The following is a 15414-nucleotide window of genomic DNA, read 5'->3' on the forward strand; positions in this document are numbered from 1 at the left end:
GGTAATATTCATTTCCATTTTACGACTAGTATTGTACACCTATTTAAGCTGTATTGATCAATGCTTTTAATATTTTGAAGATGAAATATTTACGTTTTTTCCCTTTTTATGTATTGTCCATTCTACCTTTTTGGATGTTATATATGATATCTGACATTACTTACTTTTTAACGTATTATATACTTGGCTACAGAAAAAAAGTAGTGTGTAAAAACTTGCATCTTGCTTTTCCTCACAAATCAGAGAAAGAAATAAACAGCATTGCAAAAAAATTCTACAAGCATTTTTGTGATATGTTCTTCGAGTCAATAAAATTATTAACGATAAAACCAAGTGAGATTGAAAACAGATTTAAGATCAATAACTTATCCCAATTGACCGATCATCTTAAAAATAATGAAAATATAATGCTGTACACTGCTCACCAAGGCAATTGGGAATGGCTTACTACGGTTCCATTATTTCTAGAAGTAAACTGCAATACTTTATACAAACCCTTATCAAACACATATTTCAACGACTTATTCATTTTAATGCGAGAACGATTTAATGTGCATTGTATTCCAAGCGATAAAGGGTACCGACACTTATTACACTTAAAAAACAATAACGTAGTCTCTATGAATTGTGTAATTGGAGATCAAAGTCCTTTAGGAAAATCCGGTAAATCCCAAACCCAATTTTTTAATCAGCAAACTTCTTTTTTTACTGGAGCCGCAAAAATTGCCAAAAAGACAGATTCCATAATATTCCTCCCTTATTTGAAGAAAATAAAGCGTGGCACGTATGAACTATTCTTTGAAACAATCGTTAATTCCGCATCTAACTTAGACGAACAAAATATTATAGATACCTATGCCCATAAATTAGAAGAGGTCATACAAAAGTATCCAGAACTATATTTGTGGACCCACAAAAGGTGGAAAAGAGATGGTATTACCTATTAGCTCAGGTTATTTTTAGAAATTTTAAGGGGCAATTCGGTCAGCCTTTCTCCGGTCAATCTTCTAACCGCATTTGCTATAGCTGCACCAATTGGTCCTAATGGAGGTTCGCCCACTGCCCCCGGCGTATCTTTTCCTTGCAACAAAACTACATCTATTTCTTTTGGAGCATTTTTCATTAAAGCCATTTGATAAGGACCATAGATCGTAGGTGTTAATTCGCCATTTTCCACTTCCATTTTCTCGTACAAAACAGCACTCATACCCATAATTACAGAACCTTCACACTGAGCACGAATCTGATCAGGATTAACCGCTAACCCAGGGTCCATGGCCACAGTGACTTTATGCACAATTATTTCATTGCCAACCACTGAAATCTCAGCAACCTGTGCACAAGGCGTATTAGCATCTATAGAAGCTGCAAAACCCATAGCCCTACCACCAATAATATCTTCTGTATAATTCGATTTTTCAGCTGCCGCCTGAATAACGTTTTTTAAACGAACATCAATGGCATCATCCCCAATTAGTACCAACCTAAAATCTACTGCATTTTTCTTTGCCTTAATAGCCATTTCATCCATAAAACTCTCCATGGCAAAGGTATTCGCCAACAACCCAAGACTGCGCCACCAACTGGTCGCAAATGGTAAGGTAACATGCCAATGAACCGCCTTAAAATTTGGAACAGCCGTATATTGTATAAAACCACCACGTATAGCACCTACATCGGCACCTAAAAAATTAGTTAGTGCATTAGGAATTAAAGCAGAATCAGTTGCAACATCACCACTTACGAAATCATGTTCAAGAGCTTCTAAAAAACCCTCCGCATTCAGCTTACCCTTAATCACATGGTGCGTGGGCGGGCGAAACATATCATGCTGAAACTCTTCTTTTCTGCTAAAAAAATATTTTACAGGTTTACCTACAGCTTTTGACATTAAAGCAGCTTGCACCGCATGTGGAGTATGTAATCTTCTACCAAAACCACCTCCTAAATAAGTAGGTATGATATTGACGTTTTCAACATCTATATCTAAACGTTTGGCAACCTCTTTTCTGGTAATACTTACCACTTGGGTTGAAATTTTAACGGTAGCCTTATCTCCTTCTATATAGGCAACAACTCCGTTTGGTTCAATTTGTGCGTGAGCACCGATCGGACTTCTAAACTCCAAAGTTTCAAAATCATCATCTTCGACAAGTGATTGACCGTTCTTTTGTATGACCATGGAATTACCATTACCAACGGTCATCATTCCTATAATATCTGCCGTGCTTAAATCCTCATAACTTTCCCAAACAACCTTAATAGCCTCTTTCGCATGTTCAGCTTCAATGATAGAATTTGCAATTACACCTACAAAATCATTTTCAACAATAATCTTAACAACACCGGGCATACCCTCTGCCTCTTTAATGTCCGCACTTACAAATGTTGCTCCTATTTTAGTTGGTCTTACCACCGCTCCATAGAGCATTCCCTGCATTTCTGCATCCATTCCAAAAATAGGATCTCCGTATACCTTAGCATCTAAATCCACTCTAGAAATAGGCTTACCAATATACTTGTAATCCTTAGCATCCTTTAAAACGGGAACATCGGGAATCTCCCAATCTACAACCCCCTCCGCAACTTGGGCGTAGGTCATTTTATCACCTGCACCAGAAATGATTCCTTTATCTATGGTAAGTTCTTCAACAATTATATTCATTTTGCGAGCAGCTTCATTTAAAAGCATTACCCGTAACATTGCAGCCAACTCTCTAAGCGGTTGCCACAATCCAGATATGGAAGTACTTCCGCCAGTAGCAAAGCTATCTACATTACCTGTCGCCGAAGCAGCGTGAATCACATGTATTTGCTCAATACCAACCATAAGTTCTTCCGCTGCCATTTGAGCAATACCCGTAAAAGTTCCTTGGCCCATTTCCATTTTAGGAGAGTGTAATACTATTGTATTATCTGAATTTACCTCAAACCAAACCATAGGCTGGTCTGTATTGTCGGTATAAGGTGCTTCCAATGAATTTACCACACCTAAAATTTGTCGCCTTATCGGGTTTCTAAAGATGTAGGCACCAATGGCAACCACTCCAATAGCACCTAGACCGCCCCTGATTAAAAATTTACGTCTAGATACTTTTTTTGAACCATTTTTTTTGTCAGACATTTACTTCTCCTCTTTAACTGATTCAATATCCATGTTTGCTTGCAACTTAGCTGCCTTATGTATTGCTTTTCGCATTCTATAATACGTACCGCAACGGCATACGTTAATAATATTATTATCGATATCTTCATCTGACGGATTGGGAACCTTATTTAAAAGTGCCGCCGTTGCCATCATAAAACCGGGTTGACAATAGCCACATTGAGGAACAATTTCTTCAATCCAAGCTTGCTGTACGGGGTGTGGACGATCTCTATTTCCTAAACCCTCTATGGTAGTTACATTTTTACCATTTGCAAATTTCACCGGATACGAACAAGAACGCACTGCCTCTCCATCTACATGTAATGTACATGCACCGCAAGCCGCTTTTCCACAGCCAAATTTTGTTCCTTTCAAATTTAACGTATCTCTTATGACCCAAAGCAATGGCGTATTATCATCTGCAATATCAATTGATCTTACAGCTCCGTTAACAGTTAAGGAAATTTTCATATAGATATATTATTTTACAGGAATAACCGCCCCGTTGGCAAACCAATTTTCTACCGCTTTTTTAAAATCTTCTTTTGAAACCGGTGGCAAAGTACGTGGATCACCATCCGCATCTACCCCGGGTTCCCAAGCCCACAGTACCAACTCATCTTCTGTCATATGCTTTACAAGCGCTGCGTGACTTCTATTGCCATTAATGTTTTTATCTAACAAACGCTCAGCTAGTTCAGTTCTAGTGAGTCCTTCCCAAGCCATTGATGCCGGAGCCAACGCCCAATGTGGTGCACCTGGCACACCTGAATTCACATTATTTTCTGACTGATGACAAGTATTGCAATTGGTAGCCTCAAAACCATGATCGTCTTCACCTCTTGCCATATCAAAATAATGTGGATGACTATCGTCTCCTTGTTTGGGAATATGATCATTTGGGTGACAGTTTACACAACGTTGATGGGTAAGTACATTCATCATTGTATTGAAGTCATCATCATTTTGATTAGAAAGAGCCTTTTCTTCTATAATTTCATAATCAGTAATTATAGGTGAGCTTGCCCACACAAAAATAAATCCTGCAAAAGAGAATGCCAATAAAATATAAATTGCTTTTAACCTCATAAAGACTTTGAATTCTAAATAGCTTCAATCTCTATGAAGATAGCGAATACAGTTTAAAAATGTTACCCCATTAAGTTTAATTATTTTAATAGGGTAACAAGTATCATTATTCTTTTGGAAGAAAAATTTCAGCCATCATGCAGCGGGCACTACCACCACCACAGGTTTCAATAGTATGTAAAGAACTATGTAAAATTGAACAATGGTTTTCTATTTTAGTAATCTGCTCTTTGGTCAAACTATGAAATGCAGCTGAGCTCATCACCATATATCTTTTATCTTCGCTACCCAAAACCTGCAACATATTACCAGCAAAATGATGCATTTGCTGCTCGGTAATCGTAATAATCTCTTTACCATCTTTTTTTAGATGATCTAATACGTTCTTTTTTTCCTTCTTATCATCAATAGAATCTGCACAGATTATTACAAAATTTTCTGCCAATGCCATCATTACGTTAGTATGGTAAATTGGTAATCTTTTACCGTCTACAGACTGGTTTGCGGTAAATATTACCGGAAAAAAATCGAAATCTTCACAGAACTCAATAAACAATTCTTCATCTGCACGTTCAGACAATGCGCAGTATGCTTTTTTGTTTACGCGATCTATAAGAATGCTACCTGTGCCTTCAAGAAACAACTCTTCCTCTTCAGCAGAAGTATAATCAACAACATCATTGATCTTAAAACCGTTAGATTCTAGAATATCAAAAATATCATCGCGCCTTTCATTTCTTCTGTTCTCTGCGAACATTGGGTAGACACCAACGGTACCATTTGCGTGAAATGATATCCAATTATTTGGAAAAATACTGTCTGGAGTATCAGGCTCTTTAGTATCTTGAATAACGATTACGTTTACTCCTTTATTTCTTAGTTCTACCACAAAAGCATCAAACTCCTCTTGGGCCTTCTTGTTAATTTCTTGATTCTTCAAGTCAATATCCTCCATAAAGTAGTTATTGACAGCCGTTTGCTCATTCATTCTAAATGACACAGGGCGAATCATTAGTATAGTGTTAGTAATTTGCATAGGGGTACATTTATTTAAATTATACTCTAATTAAGGGTAAAGTACTACAGCGCAATAAACCCTCTTGTTTTGATATTTCGCCATACGGAATCTCTTCTACCGTAAAGCCTTGTTCTCTTAACCAATTATTCAAACGGGTGAAGTTGCGTTCAGATACTACAACATCTGGTGAAATAGAAAATACATTACTATACATATGGTACATTTCTAAGGCATCTATTTCAAAAACATTTTCTTTTCCAAAAAAATCAACTAACCATTGGTATTCTTCCTCAACCAAAAATCCGTTTTTATGAATAATAGCTTTCCCTTTACCCAAAGGCTGAAAACAACAATCTAAATGCAAAGCGTTGTCTTTAGCTACTGTATTGGACTTGCGAAGCTCAAACGACTTTATAGTTTTATGCGGAAACTGTTTAGCTAAATATTCTACCGCGGCCTTATTTGTTCTTGCAGTAATATATGATGGATAATCATCCGCTGTATAGGTACCAACAAAAATATAATCGTTCCATGGCATTACATCACCACCTTCAACATGCACGTCCTCAGGCGGTGTAAGAATGTTGTCATCCTCTATTTTATCAAGTACATGTAAAATAGCCTCAACCTCTTGTTCACGATCAGGTAAGATGTTGGCTTTTATCAACTTATTTTCTATTACAAAAGCGATATCTCTAGTAAAAATCTGATTACAATCTTCTAGAACCTCTGGTCTAAAAACCTTTACACCATATTTTTCAAAAACTTCTCTAAAAGCTTCCATTTCTTTAATCATGTCAGCTTCTAACGGATAAGTCCCAGCCTTTATATGCTCCTTGGATTTTGGATCATAAGCTTCCTCTAAAGTGGGTGTAGGTCCTGAGCTTTTAGCAATACCTAATACCACTGCCTTTAAAGGTGAAATCTCATCATTGATATTTAATTGTAACATATGTGTTTATTTAAATAAAAATTAAAATTTGGCACAAAAAAAAGCTCCTTTAAAAATAAAAGAGCTTTTGTTTTTTTATTAACGGTAGCAATCTACCTTTTGTCAAGTTCGACAAAAGATCTTAAATTTTCACCAGTATATACTTGTCTTGGTCTACCAATTGGCTCACCATTTAATCTCATTTCTCTCCATTGTGCAATCCACCCTGGCAATCTACCTAATGCGAACATTACTGTAAACATTTCTGTTGGTATACCCAAAGCTCTATAAATAATACCTGAGTAGAAATCAACATTAGGGTATAATTTTCTATCCACAAAGTACTGATCTTCCAAAGCCTCTTTTTCCAAGCCTTTGGCTATATCAAGAATAGGGTCATTAATACCTAAATCTGCCAATACCTCGTCAGCTGCAACTTTAATGATTTTTGCACGAGGGTCAAAGTTCTTATATACTCTATGTCCAAAGCCCATTAATCTGAAAGGATCAGATTTATCTTTAGCCTTGGCCATATATTTTTTGGTGTCACCACCATCCGCTTCAATTGCTTCAAGCATTTCTAAAACAGCTTGGTTCGCACCACCGTGTAGTGGTCCCCAAAGAGCTGAAATACCAGCAGATAACGATGCAAATAATCCAGCATGTGAAGAACCTACGATACGAACAGTACTTGTAGAACAATTTTGCTCATGATCCGCATGTAATATCAACAACTTATCTAAGGCTTCAATGACAACTTTATTCTTTTTATAATCTTGGTTAGGACGCTTGAACATCATTTTATGAATGTTCTCAACATACCCTAAACTATCATCTCCATAATCTAATGGAAGACCTTTCTTTTTACGTAAAGTCCAAGCTACAAGAACTGGGAATTTTGCAAGTATACGTACAATTGCGTGGTACATATCCTCATCTGAACTTACATCAACAGTAGAAGGATTAAATGCAATTAGTGCACTTGTTAAAGATGATAGAACACCCATTGGATGTGCGGACTTTGGAAAACCATCCAATATCTTCTTCATCTCTTCATCTACGTGAGATTCATCTTTAATATCCTTGTGAAACTTTGCCAGTTCCTCCTTGTTAGGTAAGTCTCCAAATATTAAAGCATAGGCAACTTCTAAGAAATCAGCTTTCTCGGCTAATTCTTCAATTGAATACCCTCTATAACGTAAAATACCTTTTTCGCCATCTAAAAAAGTAATAGCACTTTCACATGATCCTGTATTTTTAAAACCCGGATCAATGGTTATCATTCCTTTGGTTGCTGAACGCAATGATTTGATATCTATTGCAAGTTCATCTTCGGTTCCCTTAATTACCGGAAACTCATATTTTTCACCATTATATTCTAAAATAGCTTTGTCTGACATTTTTAATTTTTACGTTTTAAATACTCCTCGTAAAGTTAACAAAACAGGATTGGTCTACCAATTTCATAAATCTGTTTTGGGTAAAATTAACAATAAGTACTATGAATAGCTTTCATTACAACAGATATAGTTTATCATAATACTCATTTAAGGATTTCTCCCAAGTAAATCTCACCTTTTTAGCATTGGATTTAATTTTTTTCCAAGTGTCTTTATCATGCTCCCAAATAGTCAATGCTTCATCAAAGCTCTTCACCATATTACTAATCTGTTCATCATAGGTATTTCCGCTAAAAGCAAAACCAGTTTTTAAATGTTCTACCGTATCTTTTAGACCGCCTGTATGATGAACTAGGCAAGGATTTCCATTTCTCATTGCTAACATTTGACTTATACCACAAGGCTCAAACAAACTTGGCATAAAATAAAGATCGGTTTCCAAGTACATAGAATCTATTAAATCTTCTGATTGACCGTTCGTAAAAACAAAATTCTTATGATGATAGCTCATATGACGAAAGAATTCCTCATAATCAGGATCACCAGTCCCCAAAAGCATAAAAATACCATCCACTTCACTTAGCCTAACCAGCATCTTTTCAAACGCCTCTGGTGAGCGTTTTAAAAAATAAAATTTCTGCTCTGTAAGCCTTGCAACACTAGACACAATAAATTTAGGCCTATTGCCTACATACTGCATTATTTTTTCACCAGTATGGGCTAAAAAATCAGCTTTGTATTTCTTGGAGTTTTCTTGCAACCATCTAAAAAGTGCTTTTACCGTATTCCTGTACAAAAGACCTTTTTCCGCAACTCTAATATTACCGTAATTACTCGCATTCAAAATTCCAAATAAACGACCTTCATTATCTGCCTTCAACAAATCATTTTCCAAACTTTCACCGCCAATAAACTCTGGTCTTCTACTAGGTAGTAGAACATCTTCTTTATAAGAAGGCGATACTGTATGAACGGCATCCGCCAAGCGTATGCCCACAGCCATTAAATTTATACAGTCTTGATATCTTAAATCCTTTAAGGCATTATGATCCAATTGTATTTCTGGAAACCAATTGTTAACCGAAGCATAATTATTATAAAAGGGACGAATACCCTGTATAGCCAAATTATGAATAGTGTAGACGTATCTCATCTTTTTTAGATCATTATAACTTGGATGATAGGTCTTTATAAACAAAAGTGCCGCTGAATGCCAATCATGCATATGCACAATATCCAGATCACCAAAAGCTCCAATTTTAATAGCCTCTGCGGTAGCAGTGCAAAAAATAATGAATTTTACAAAATCATTAAAAAATGGCTCGGTAGGATCATCATGATAAATATGAGCAATTCCACCTTCTAAAATTTCTGGATGATGAATTACATAATGTGTAATATTTTTATCTACCCTTTTTGGAATTACCTCATATAATTCTGCCGTATACGGAACACCACGTAAGCTAAATTCTAATTTGGTCTTAAAAATTCCGTTTTTATGTAATCTAGAATAAGCTGGTACGACAACGTGAACTTTATCTTCTCGTTTCGAAATTTCCCTAGGCACATCTCTAACAACATCACCCATTCCACCAGCTTTACAATCTGGAATAGCATCGTTTTCTGCTGAAACAAAAAGAAAATTATTCATACGCCAATAAAATGGTATTAAATGTGGTTTATTCTCAAAAGGTAGTTAAAGTTTTGAAGTACGCCAAAAAAAAAAGCCTTTCTAATAAGAAAGGCTTAATTATAATTTTAACACAGAAATCAACCTAATTTAAAGGCTTTTTCTTGAGGGTAGTAAGCTGTGCTCCCCAATTCTTCTTCTATACGAAGTAGTTGGTTATATTTAGCCATACGATCAGACCTTGATGCTGATCCTGTTTTAATTTGACCTGTATTCAATGCAACCGCTAAATCAGCGATAGTATTATCTTCAGTCTCTCCGGAACGGTGAGACATTACTGAAGTATAACCTGCATTTTTAGCCATATTAACCGCCGCTATAGTTTCTGTCAATGTACCAATCTGGTTTACTTTGATCAAGATGGAATTTGCGATTCCTTTTTCAATACCTGTAGACAAACGCTCAACATTGGTTACAAACAAATCATCACCAACTAATTGAACTTTATCTCCAATTTTGTCAGTTAAAGATTTCCAACCATCCCAATCGTTTTCATCCATACCGTCCTCAATAGAGATAATAGGATACTTTGCACTTAGATCAGCTAAATACTGAGCCTGTTCTTCAGAAGTTCTAACGACACCAGATTCACCTTCAAATTTAGTGTAGTCATATTTTCCATCTACAAAGAATTCCGCTGCAGCACAATCCAATGCTATCATTACATCATCACCTAAGGTATAACCTGCGTTTTTAACCGCTTTTGCAATGGTATCCAAAGCATCTTCAGTACCACCTGCTAGGTTTGGCGCAAAACCACCTTCATCACCTACTGCAGTACTAAGTCCACGGTCATGTAACACCTTTTTAAGATTATGGAATATCTCCGTACCCATCTGCATAGCGTGTGAAAAGCTTTTTGCTTTAACAGGCATAACCATAAATTCCTGAAATGCGATTGGTGCATCTGAGTGAGACCCACCATTAATAATATTCATCATTGGAACCGGTAATGTATTAGCGCTAACACCACCAATATATCTAAAAAGTGAAAGACCTAATTCATTGGCAGCAGCTTTAGCAGCAGCAAGAGAAACACCCAAAATAGCATTAGCTCCTAATTTAGATTTATTTGGAGTACCATCTAAATCTATCATTGTTTGATCTAATAAATTTTGATCAAACACGTTCATACCTAAAATTTCTTCAGCAATAACACTATTTACGTTATCAACAGCTTTCATTACACCTTTACCCATGAAAGTCTCCCCTCCATCACGCAACTCAACAGCTTCATGCTCACCTGTAGACGCACCAGAAGGAACCGCTGCTCTACCCATTACACCATTTTCTGTAACTACATCTACTTCAACAGTTGGATTTCCTCTAGAATCTAATATCTGCCTTGCGTGAACATTTAATATAATACTCATTTTTAATCTTTTTATTTGTTGTTTGTTTTAAAAAGTAAAGATACAAAACAGGGAAATCAATGAGTTTGTTTACACCCTTGATTTCCCAATAATTTAATGTTTATTTAAACTATTTCGTTATGTTTTGAACTTTTCTCAATTAATTTGAAAAAATCATCAAAAAGGTAATCTGCATCATGTGGTCCTGGACTTGCTTCTGGATGATATTGTACAGAAAATACATCCTTATCCTTCATTTTTATACCAGCTACTGTTTTATCATTTAGATGCGTATGGGTGATTTCCAAATTAGAATTTGCTTCCGTCTCTTCCCTATTAATTGCAAAACCATGGTTTTGAGAGGTTATTTCACCTTTACCTGTAACCAAGTTCAATATTGGATGATTAATTCCTCTATGACCATTGTGCATTTTGTATGTAGAAACACCGTTTGCCAATGCCAAAACTTGATGACCTAAACAAATCCCAAAAAGAGGCTTGTCCGTTTCAATCATCTTTTTTACAGCTGCTATAGCATCTACTAATGGTTCTGGATCTCCAGGTCCATTAGATATAAAGAAAGCATCAGGATTCCACGAAGACATTTCCTCAAAACTACTGTTGTATGGAAAGACTTTTATATATGCCCCTCTTTTAACCAGATTTCTTAAAATATTCTTCTTTATCCCAATATCTAAAGCTGCAATTTTAAAAGTTGCATTTTCATCACCAACAAAATATGCTTCTTTTGTAGATACTTTTGATGCAAGTTCAAGACCCTCCATACTTGGGACCTCACTTAAACGTTTCTTAAGATCTTCAATATTATCAACATCTGTAGATATAACCGCATTCATAGCTCCGTTATCACGTATATAACTTACCAATGCACGAGTATCGACATCTGAAATTGCAAATAAATTATTCTGTTCTAGAAATCCTTGAAGGCTATCATCTGCTAAAGGTCTAGAATATTCATAACTGAAATTTCTACAAACTAATCCAGAGATTTTTATTGATTCAGATTCAATTTCGTCTTTATTAACACCATAGTTACCAATATGAGCATTAGTAGTTACCATTATTTGCCCAAAATATGAAGGATCTGTGAAAATTTCTTGATATCCGGTCATGCCCGTATTAAAACATACCTCACCAAAAGCAGTACCCTCTTTATCACCAACAGATTTACCGTAAAAAATAGTTCCGTCTGCAAGTAGTATTAATGCTTTTCTTTTTGCTTGATATTTCATCTTGTACTTATAATTTATTCGTTAACAAAAAAACATAAAAAAAAGGATAAGCTAGATAGCTTATCCTTTTTCATTATTAATATTTATTGACAATGTTATTCCTTTGAATCATCTGTCTTAGCTTCTGTATCGGTTTGTGCTTCAGCTTCAGGCTTAGTCTCTTCAACTACCTTAGCTTCCTTTTCAGCTGCAGGAGCTTCAGTAGCAGCAGAGCCAGATCTTCTACTTCTTCTAGTAGATTTTTTCTTAGGCTTACCAGCATTGTATAATTCGTTGAAATCAACCAATTCTATCATTGCCATATCAGCATTATCACCTAAACGATTACCCAGTTTAATGATTCTTGTATAACCACCTGGTCTGTCGGCTACCTTCTCAGAAACCACACTGAATAATTCAGTAACAGCATTCTTATCACGTAAGTTTTTGAAAACTATACGTCTGTTATGGGTACCCTTTTCAGCACTTACATTGTTCTCCGCCTTTGATTTAGTAATCAAAGGCTCAACAAACTGTTTTAAAGCTTTCGCTTTCGCTACAGTAGTATTGATTCTTTTGTGTTCAATCAATGAACAAGCCATGTTTGCCAACATAGCTTTTCTATGCGCTGTTTTTCTACCTAAGTGATTAACTTTTTTACCGTGTCTCATGTTTTTGTTTTATCATCTTGCTACCAAACTCGATAGAACGAGGAGCAAAATATGATTATTTAATCTTTGTCTAATTTATATTTTGATAAATCCATACCAAAACTTAATCCCTTGTTGATCACAAGTTCTTCAAGTTCTGTTAAAGATTTTTTACCGAAGTTTCTGAACTTCATTAAATCGTTCTTATTAAAAGAAACTAAATCTCCTAAAGTATCAACTTCAGCTGCTTTTAAACAGTTTAAAGCACGAACAGAAAGATCCATGTCTACTAATTTAGTTTTCAACAATTGTCTCATGTGTAAAGACTCTTCATCATAAGTCTCCGTTTGAGCAATTTCATCCGCTTCTAAAGTAATACGCTCATCAGAGAATAACATGAAGTGATGAATAAGAACTTTTGCGGCTTCTGTTAAAGCATCCTTAGGATGAATAGAACCATCCGAAGAAATTTCAAAAACTAATTTTTCGTAATCGGTTTTTTGCTCTACACGAAAGTTTTCAATACTATATTTTACATTTTTGATAGGTGTAAAAATAGAATCAACAGCAATAGTACCTAATGGAGCACCAGACTTTCTATTTTCTTCTGCAGGAACATATCCTCTACCCTTTTCAATAGTAATCTCCATATTGATGCTAACTTTTGCATCCATATTACAGATAACCAAATCTGGATTTAATACTTGATAACCAGAAATAAATTTTTGAAAATCACCTGCAGTCAATTGATTCTTTCCACTTACAGAAATCGAAACAACTTCAGCTTCAGAATCTTCTATTTGCTTCTTGAAACGAACTTGTTTCAAATTTAATATAATCTCTGTTACATCTTCAACAACGCCAGGAATCATAGAGAACTCATGCTCTACCTTATCTATCCTAACCGAAGTAATTGCATGACCTTCTAACGAAGACAGCAATACTCGTCTTAATGCATTCCCAACAGTTAATCCATAACCAGGTTCCAAAGGGCGAAATTCAAACTTCCCTTCGAAATCAGAGGAATCGATCATTATTACTTTATCGGGTTTCTGAAAATTAAATAATGCCATAATTGGATCGTTGTTGTTTATTTAGAGTATAACTCCACGATTAATTGTTCTTTGATATTTTCTGGAATTTGCATTCTTTCAGGAATAGAAACGTAAGTCCCTTCCTTCTTTTCGCTATTCCAAGAAATCCACTCATATACTGCACTACTAGCAGCTAATGAATCTTGAATACTTTGTAATGATTTAGATTTCTCTCTAACACCAACAACATCTCCCGCTTTTAATGAATAAGAAGGTATGTTTACCAACTCACCATTAACCGTAATGTGTCTATGAGATACTAATTGTCTTGCACCGCTTCTAGTTGGAGATATACCCATTCTATAAACTACGTTATCTAAACGTGACTCACATAATTGAAGTAAAATCTCACCAGCAACACCTTCTTTTCTCTTAGCAGTCTGGAATAAGTTTCTAAATTGTTTTTCTAAAATACCGTAAGTATATTTAGCTTTTTGTTTCTCCATCAATTGAACAGAGTACTCAGATTTTTTACCTCTTCTTCTGTTATTACCGTGTTGTCCTGGAGGGTAATTTTTCTTTTCGAAAGATTTGTCGTCTCCGAAAATTGCTTCGCCGAATTTACGAGCGATCTTTGATTTTGGTCCTGTATATCTTGCCATTTTCTAAAAATTTGAAAGTGAGATTATGAATTAAGGCTTATCCTTCGATAATCGTAATTACACTTTCGGTGAAATTATTTGTAATTAATTAAACTCTTCTTCTTTTTGGAGGTCTACACCCGTTGTGAGGCATTGGAGTAACATCAATGATTTCAGTTACTTCGATACCTGCATTATGTAAAGATCTAATAGCAGATTCTCTACCATTACCTGGACCTTTTACATAAACCTTCACTTTTCTCAAACCTGCTTCATGAGCAACTTTTGAACAATCCTCAGCAGCTACTTGAGCAGCATAAGGAGTATTTTTCTTAGACCCTCTAAAACCTAACTTACCAGCAGATGACCAAGAAATAACATCTCCTTTTTTATTTGTCAAAGAGATAATGATATTATTGAAAGAAGCGCTTATGTGTGCTTCACCAACAGAATCAACTATAACTTTACGTTTCTTGGTAACTTTAGTACTTGCCTTTGCCATACCTAATTATTATTTAGTTGCTTTCTTCTTGTTAGCAACTGTTTTACGCTTTCCTTTTCTAGTTCTAGAGTTGTTCTTAGTTCGCTGACCTCTTAAAGGTAAACCTGATCTATGACGAATTCCTCTATAACACCCAATATCCATTAAACGCTTAATGTTCAATTGAGTTTCAGAACGTAATTCACCTTCAATTGTAAATTCAGAAACAGCTTCCCTGATACGTCCTATTTCATCATCATTCCAATCAGAAACCTTAGTATCTTCGCTAACTTGGGCTTTACTCAATATTTCTTGTGACCTACTTCTTCCAATTCCAAAAATGTAGGTTAAGGCGATAACACCTCTCTTTTGTTTTGGTATATCTATACCTGCGATTCTTGCCATAATTACCCTTGTCTTTGTTTAAATCTAGGATTCTTTTTGTTGATTACGTACAACCTGCCTTTTCTGCGAACAATCTTGCAGTCGGCACTTCTCTTTTTAACTGATGCTCTTACTTTCATCTTGTATCTTAGTATCTATATGTAATTCTTGCTTTTGTAAGGTCATACGGACTCATCTCCAATTTAACCTTATCTCCAGGTAATAGTTTAATATAGTGCATACGCATCTTACCTGATATATGCGCTGTTACCACATGTCCGTTCTCCAATTCTACACGAAACATTGCATTTGACAATGCTTCAATGATAGATCCATCTTGTTCTATTGCTGCCTGTTTAGCCAT

17 protein-coding genes are annotated in these 15414 nt (G+C 35.6%); 1 reads left to right on the plus strand and 16 read right to left on the minus strand.

Translation table 11 applies throughout. The features are described from left to right. Positions 1-80: 80 nt before the first annotated feature. Positions 81-947, plus strand: coding sequence for a lysophospholipid acyltransferase family protein (locus VBZ51_RS02300; protein WP_416575947.1), 867 nt, complete (start codon positions 81-83; stop codon positions 945-947). Here VBZ51_RS02300 and VBZ51_RS02305 read toward each other — a convergent pair. The 16 genes from VBZ51_RS02305 to infA all read right to left on the minus strand — a co-directional run bounded on the left by VBZ51_RS02305 (position 944) and on the right by infA (position 15414). Then, positions 944-3124 carry a molybdopterin cofactor-binding domain-containing protein gene (locus tag VBZ51_RS02305; RefSeq protein ID WP_416575948.1) on the minus strand — a complete coding sequence of 727 codons (2181 nt, stop codon included), beginning with the start codon at positions 3122-3124 and terminating at the stop codon, positions 944-946. The two genes, VBZ51_RS02300 and VBZ51_RS02305, sit on opposite strands and share 4 nt — an antisense overlap. Continuing rightward, positions 3125-3619, minus strand: a complete 495-nt coding sequence (locus VBZ51_RS02310) for a (2Fe-2S)-binding protein (RefSeq protein WP_058103804.1) — start codon at positions 3617-3619, stop codon at positions 3125-3127. It abuts the gene before it with no gap. Between the two features lie 9 nt (positions 3620-3628). Beyond that, positions 3629-4237 carry a hypothetical protein gene (locus VBZ51_RS02315; protein WP_416575949.1) on the minus strand — a complete coding sequence of 203 codons (609 nt, stop codon included), beginning with the start codon at positions 4235-4237 and terminating at the stop codon, positions 3629-3631. Positions 4238-4343: 106 nt separating this feature from the next. Continuing rightward, on the minus strand, positions 4344-5273 hold the full coding sequence (ctlX, locus tag VBZ51_RS02320) for a citrulline utilization hydrolase CtlX (RefSeq protein WP_416575950.1): 930 nt from the start codon (positions 5271-5273) through the stop codon (positions 4344-4346). A 19-nt stretch (positions 5274-5292) separates the two neighbouring features. Continuing rightward, complete coding sequence (locus tag VBZ51_RS02325) at positions 5293-6207, minus strand: dimethylarginine dimethylaminohydrolase family protein (protein WP_074672204.1); 915 nt, start codon at positions 6205-6207, stop codon at positions 5293-5295. Between the two features lie 92 nt (positions 6208-6299). Next, positions 6300-7586: a citrate synthase gene (locus tag VBZ51_RS02330; RefSeq protein ID WP_058103808.1), complete on the minus strand. Its 1287-nt coding sequence runs from the start codon at positions 7584-7586 to the stop codon at positions 6300-6302. Between the two features lie 115 nt (positions 7587-7701). Further along, positions 7702-9237 carry a glycogen synthase gene (locus tag VBZ51_RS02335; RefSeq protein ID WP_058103809.1) on the minus strand — a complete coding sequence of 512 codons (1536 nt, stop codon included), beginning with the start codon at positions 9235-9237 and terminating at the stop codon, positions 7702-7704. Positions 9238-9356: 119 nt separating this feature from the next. Further along, on the minus strand, positions 9357-10649 hold the full coding sequence (eno, locus tag VBZ51_RS02340) for a phosphopyruvate hydratase (protein WP_074672198.1): 1293 nt from the start codon (positions 10647-10649) through the stop codon (positions 9357-9359). Between the two features lie 104 nt (positions 10650-10753). Then, complete coding sequence (carA, locus tag VBZ51_RS02345) at positions 10754-11881, minus strand: glutamine-hydrolyzing carbamoyl-phosphate synthase small subunit (RefSeq protein ID WP_416575951.1); 1128 nt, start codon at positions 11879-11881, stop codon at positions 10754-10756. 95 nt (positions 11882-11976) lie between these two features. Then, on the minus strand, positions 11977-12531 hold the full coding sequence (rplQ, locus tag VBZ51_RS02350) for a 50S ribosomal protein L17 (RefSeq protein ID WP_058103812.1): 555 nt from the start codon (positions 12529-12531) through the stop codon (positions 11977-11979). 59 nt (positions 12532-12590) lie between these two features. After that, positions 12591-13583: a DNA-directed RNA polymerase subunit alpha gene (locus VBZ51_RS02355; RefSeq protein ID WP_058103813.1), complete on the minus strand. Its 993-nt coding sequence runs from the start codon at positions 13581-13583 to the stop codon at positions 12591-12593. A 17-nt stretch (positions 13584-13600) separates the two neighbouring features. Then, positions 13601-14206 carry a 30S ribosomal protein S4 gene (gene rpsD / locus VBZ51_RS02360; protein ID WP_058103814.1) on the minus strand — a complete coding sequence of 202 codons (606 nt, stop codon included), beginning with the start codon at positions 14204-14206 and terminating at the stop codon, positions 13601-13603. Positions 14207-14294: 88 nt separating this feature from the next. After that, positions 14295-14687: a 30S ribosomal protein S11 gene (gene rpsK, locus VBZ51_RS02365; RefSeq protein WP_027064807.1), complete on the minus strand. Its 393-nt coding sequence runs from the start codon at positions 14685-14687 to the stop codon at positions 14295-14297. A 9-nt stretch (positions 14688-14696) separates the two neighbouring features. Next, positions 14697-15071 (minus strand): 30S ribosomal protein S13, encoded by a 375-nt coding sequence (rpsM, locus tag VBZ51_RS02370; protein ID WP_036152167.1) that lies wholly within the window; start codon positions 15069-15071, stop codon positions 14697-14699. A 2-nt stretch (positions 15072-15073) separates the two neighbouring features. Beyond that, positions 15074-15190 carry a type B 50S ribosomal protein L36 gene (gene ykgO, locus VBZ51_RS02375; protein WP_013305171.1) on the minus strand — a complete coding sequence of 39 codons (117 nt, stop codon included), beginning with the start codon at positions 15188-15190 and terminating at the stop codon, positions 15074-15076. An 8-nt stretch (positions 15191-15198) separates the two neighbouring features. Next, on the minus strand, positions 15199-15414 hold the full coding sequence (gene infA, locus VBZ51_RS02380; RefSeq protein WP_013305172.1) for a translation initiation factor IF-1: 216 nt from the start codon (positions 15412-15414) through the stop codon (positions 15199-15201).

The organism is Maribacter sp. HS, from assembly GCF_048059195.1.
Taxonomy (GTDB): Bacteria; Bacteroidota; Bacteroidia; order Flavobacteriales; family Flavobacteriaceae; genus Maribacter; species Maribacter dokdonensis.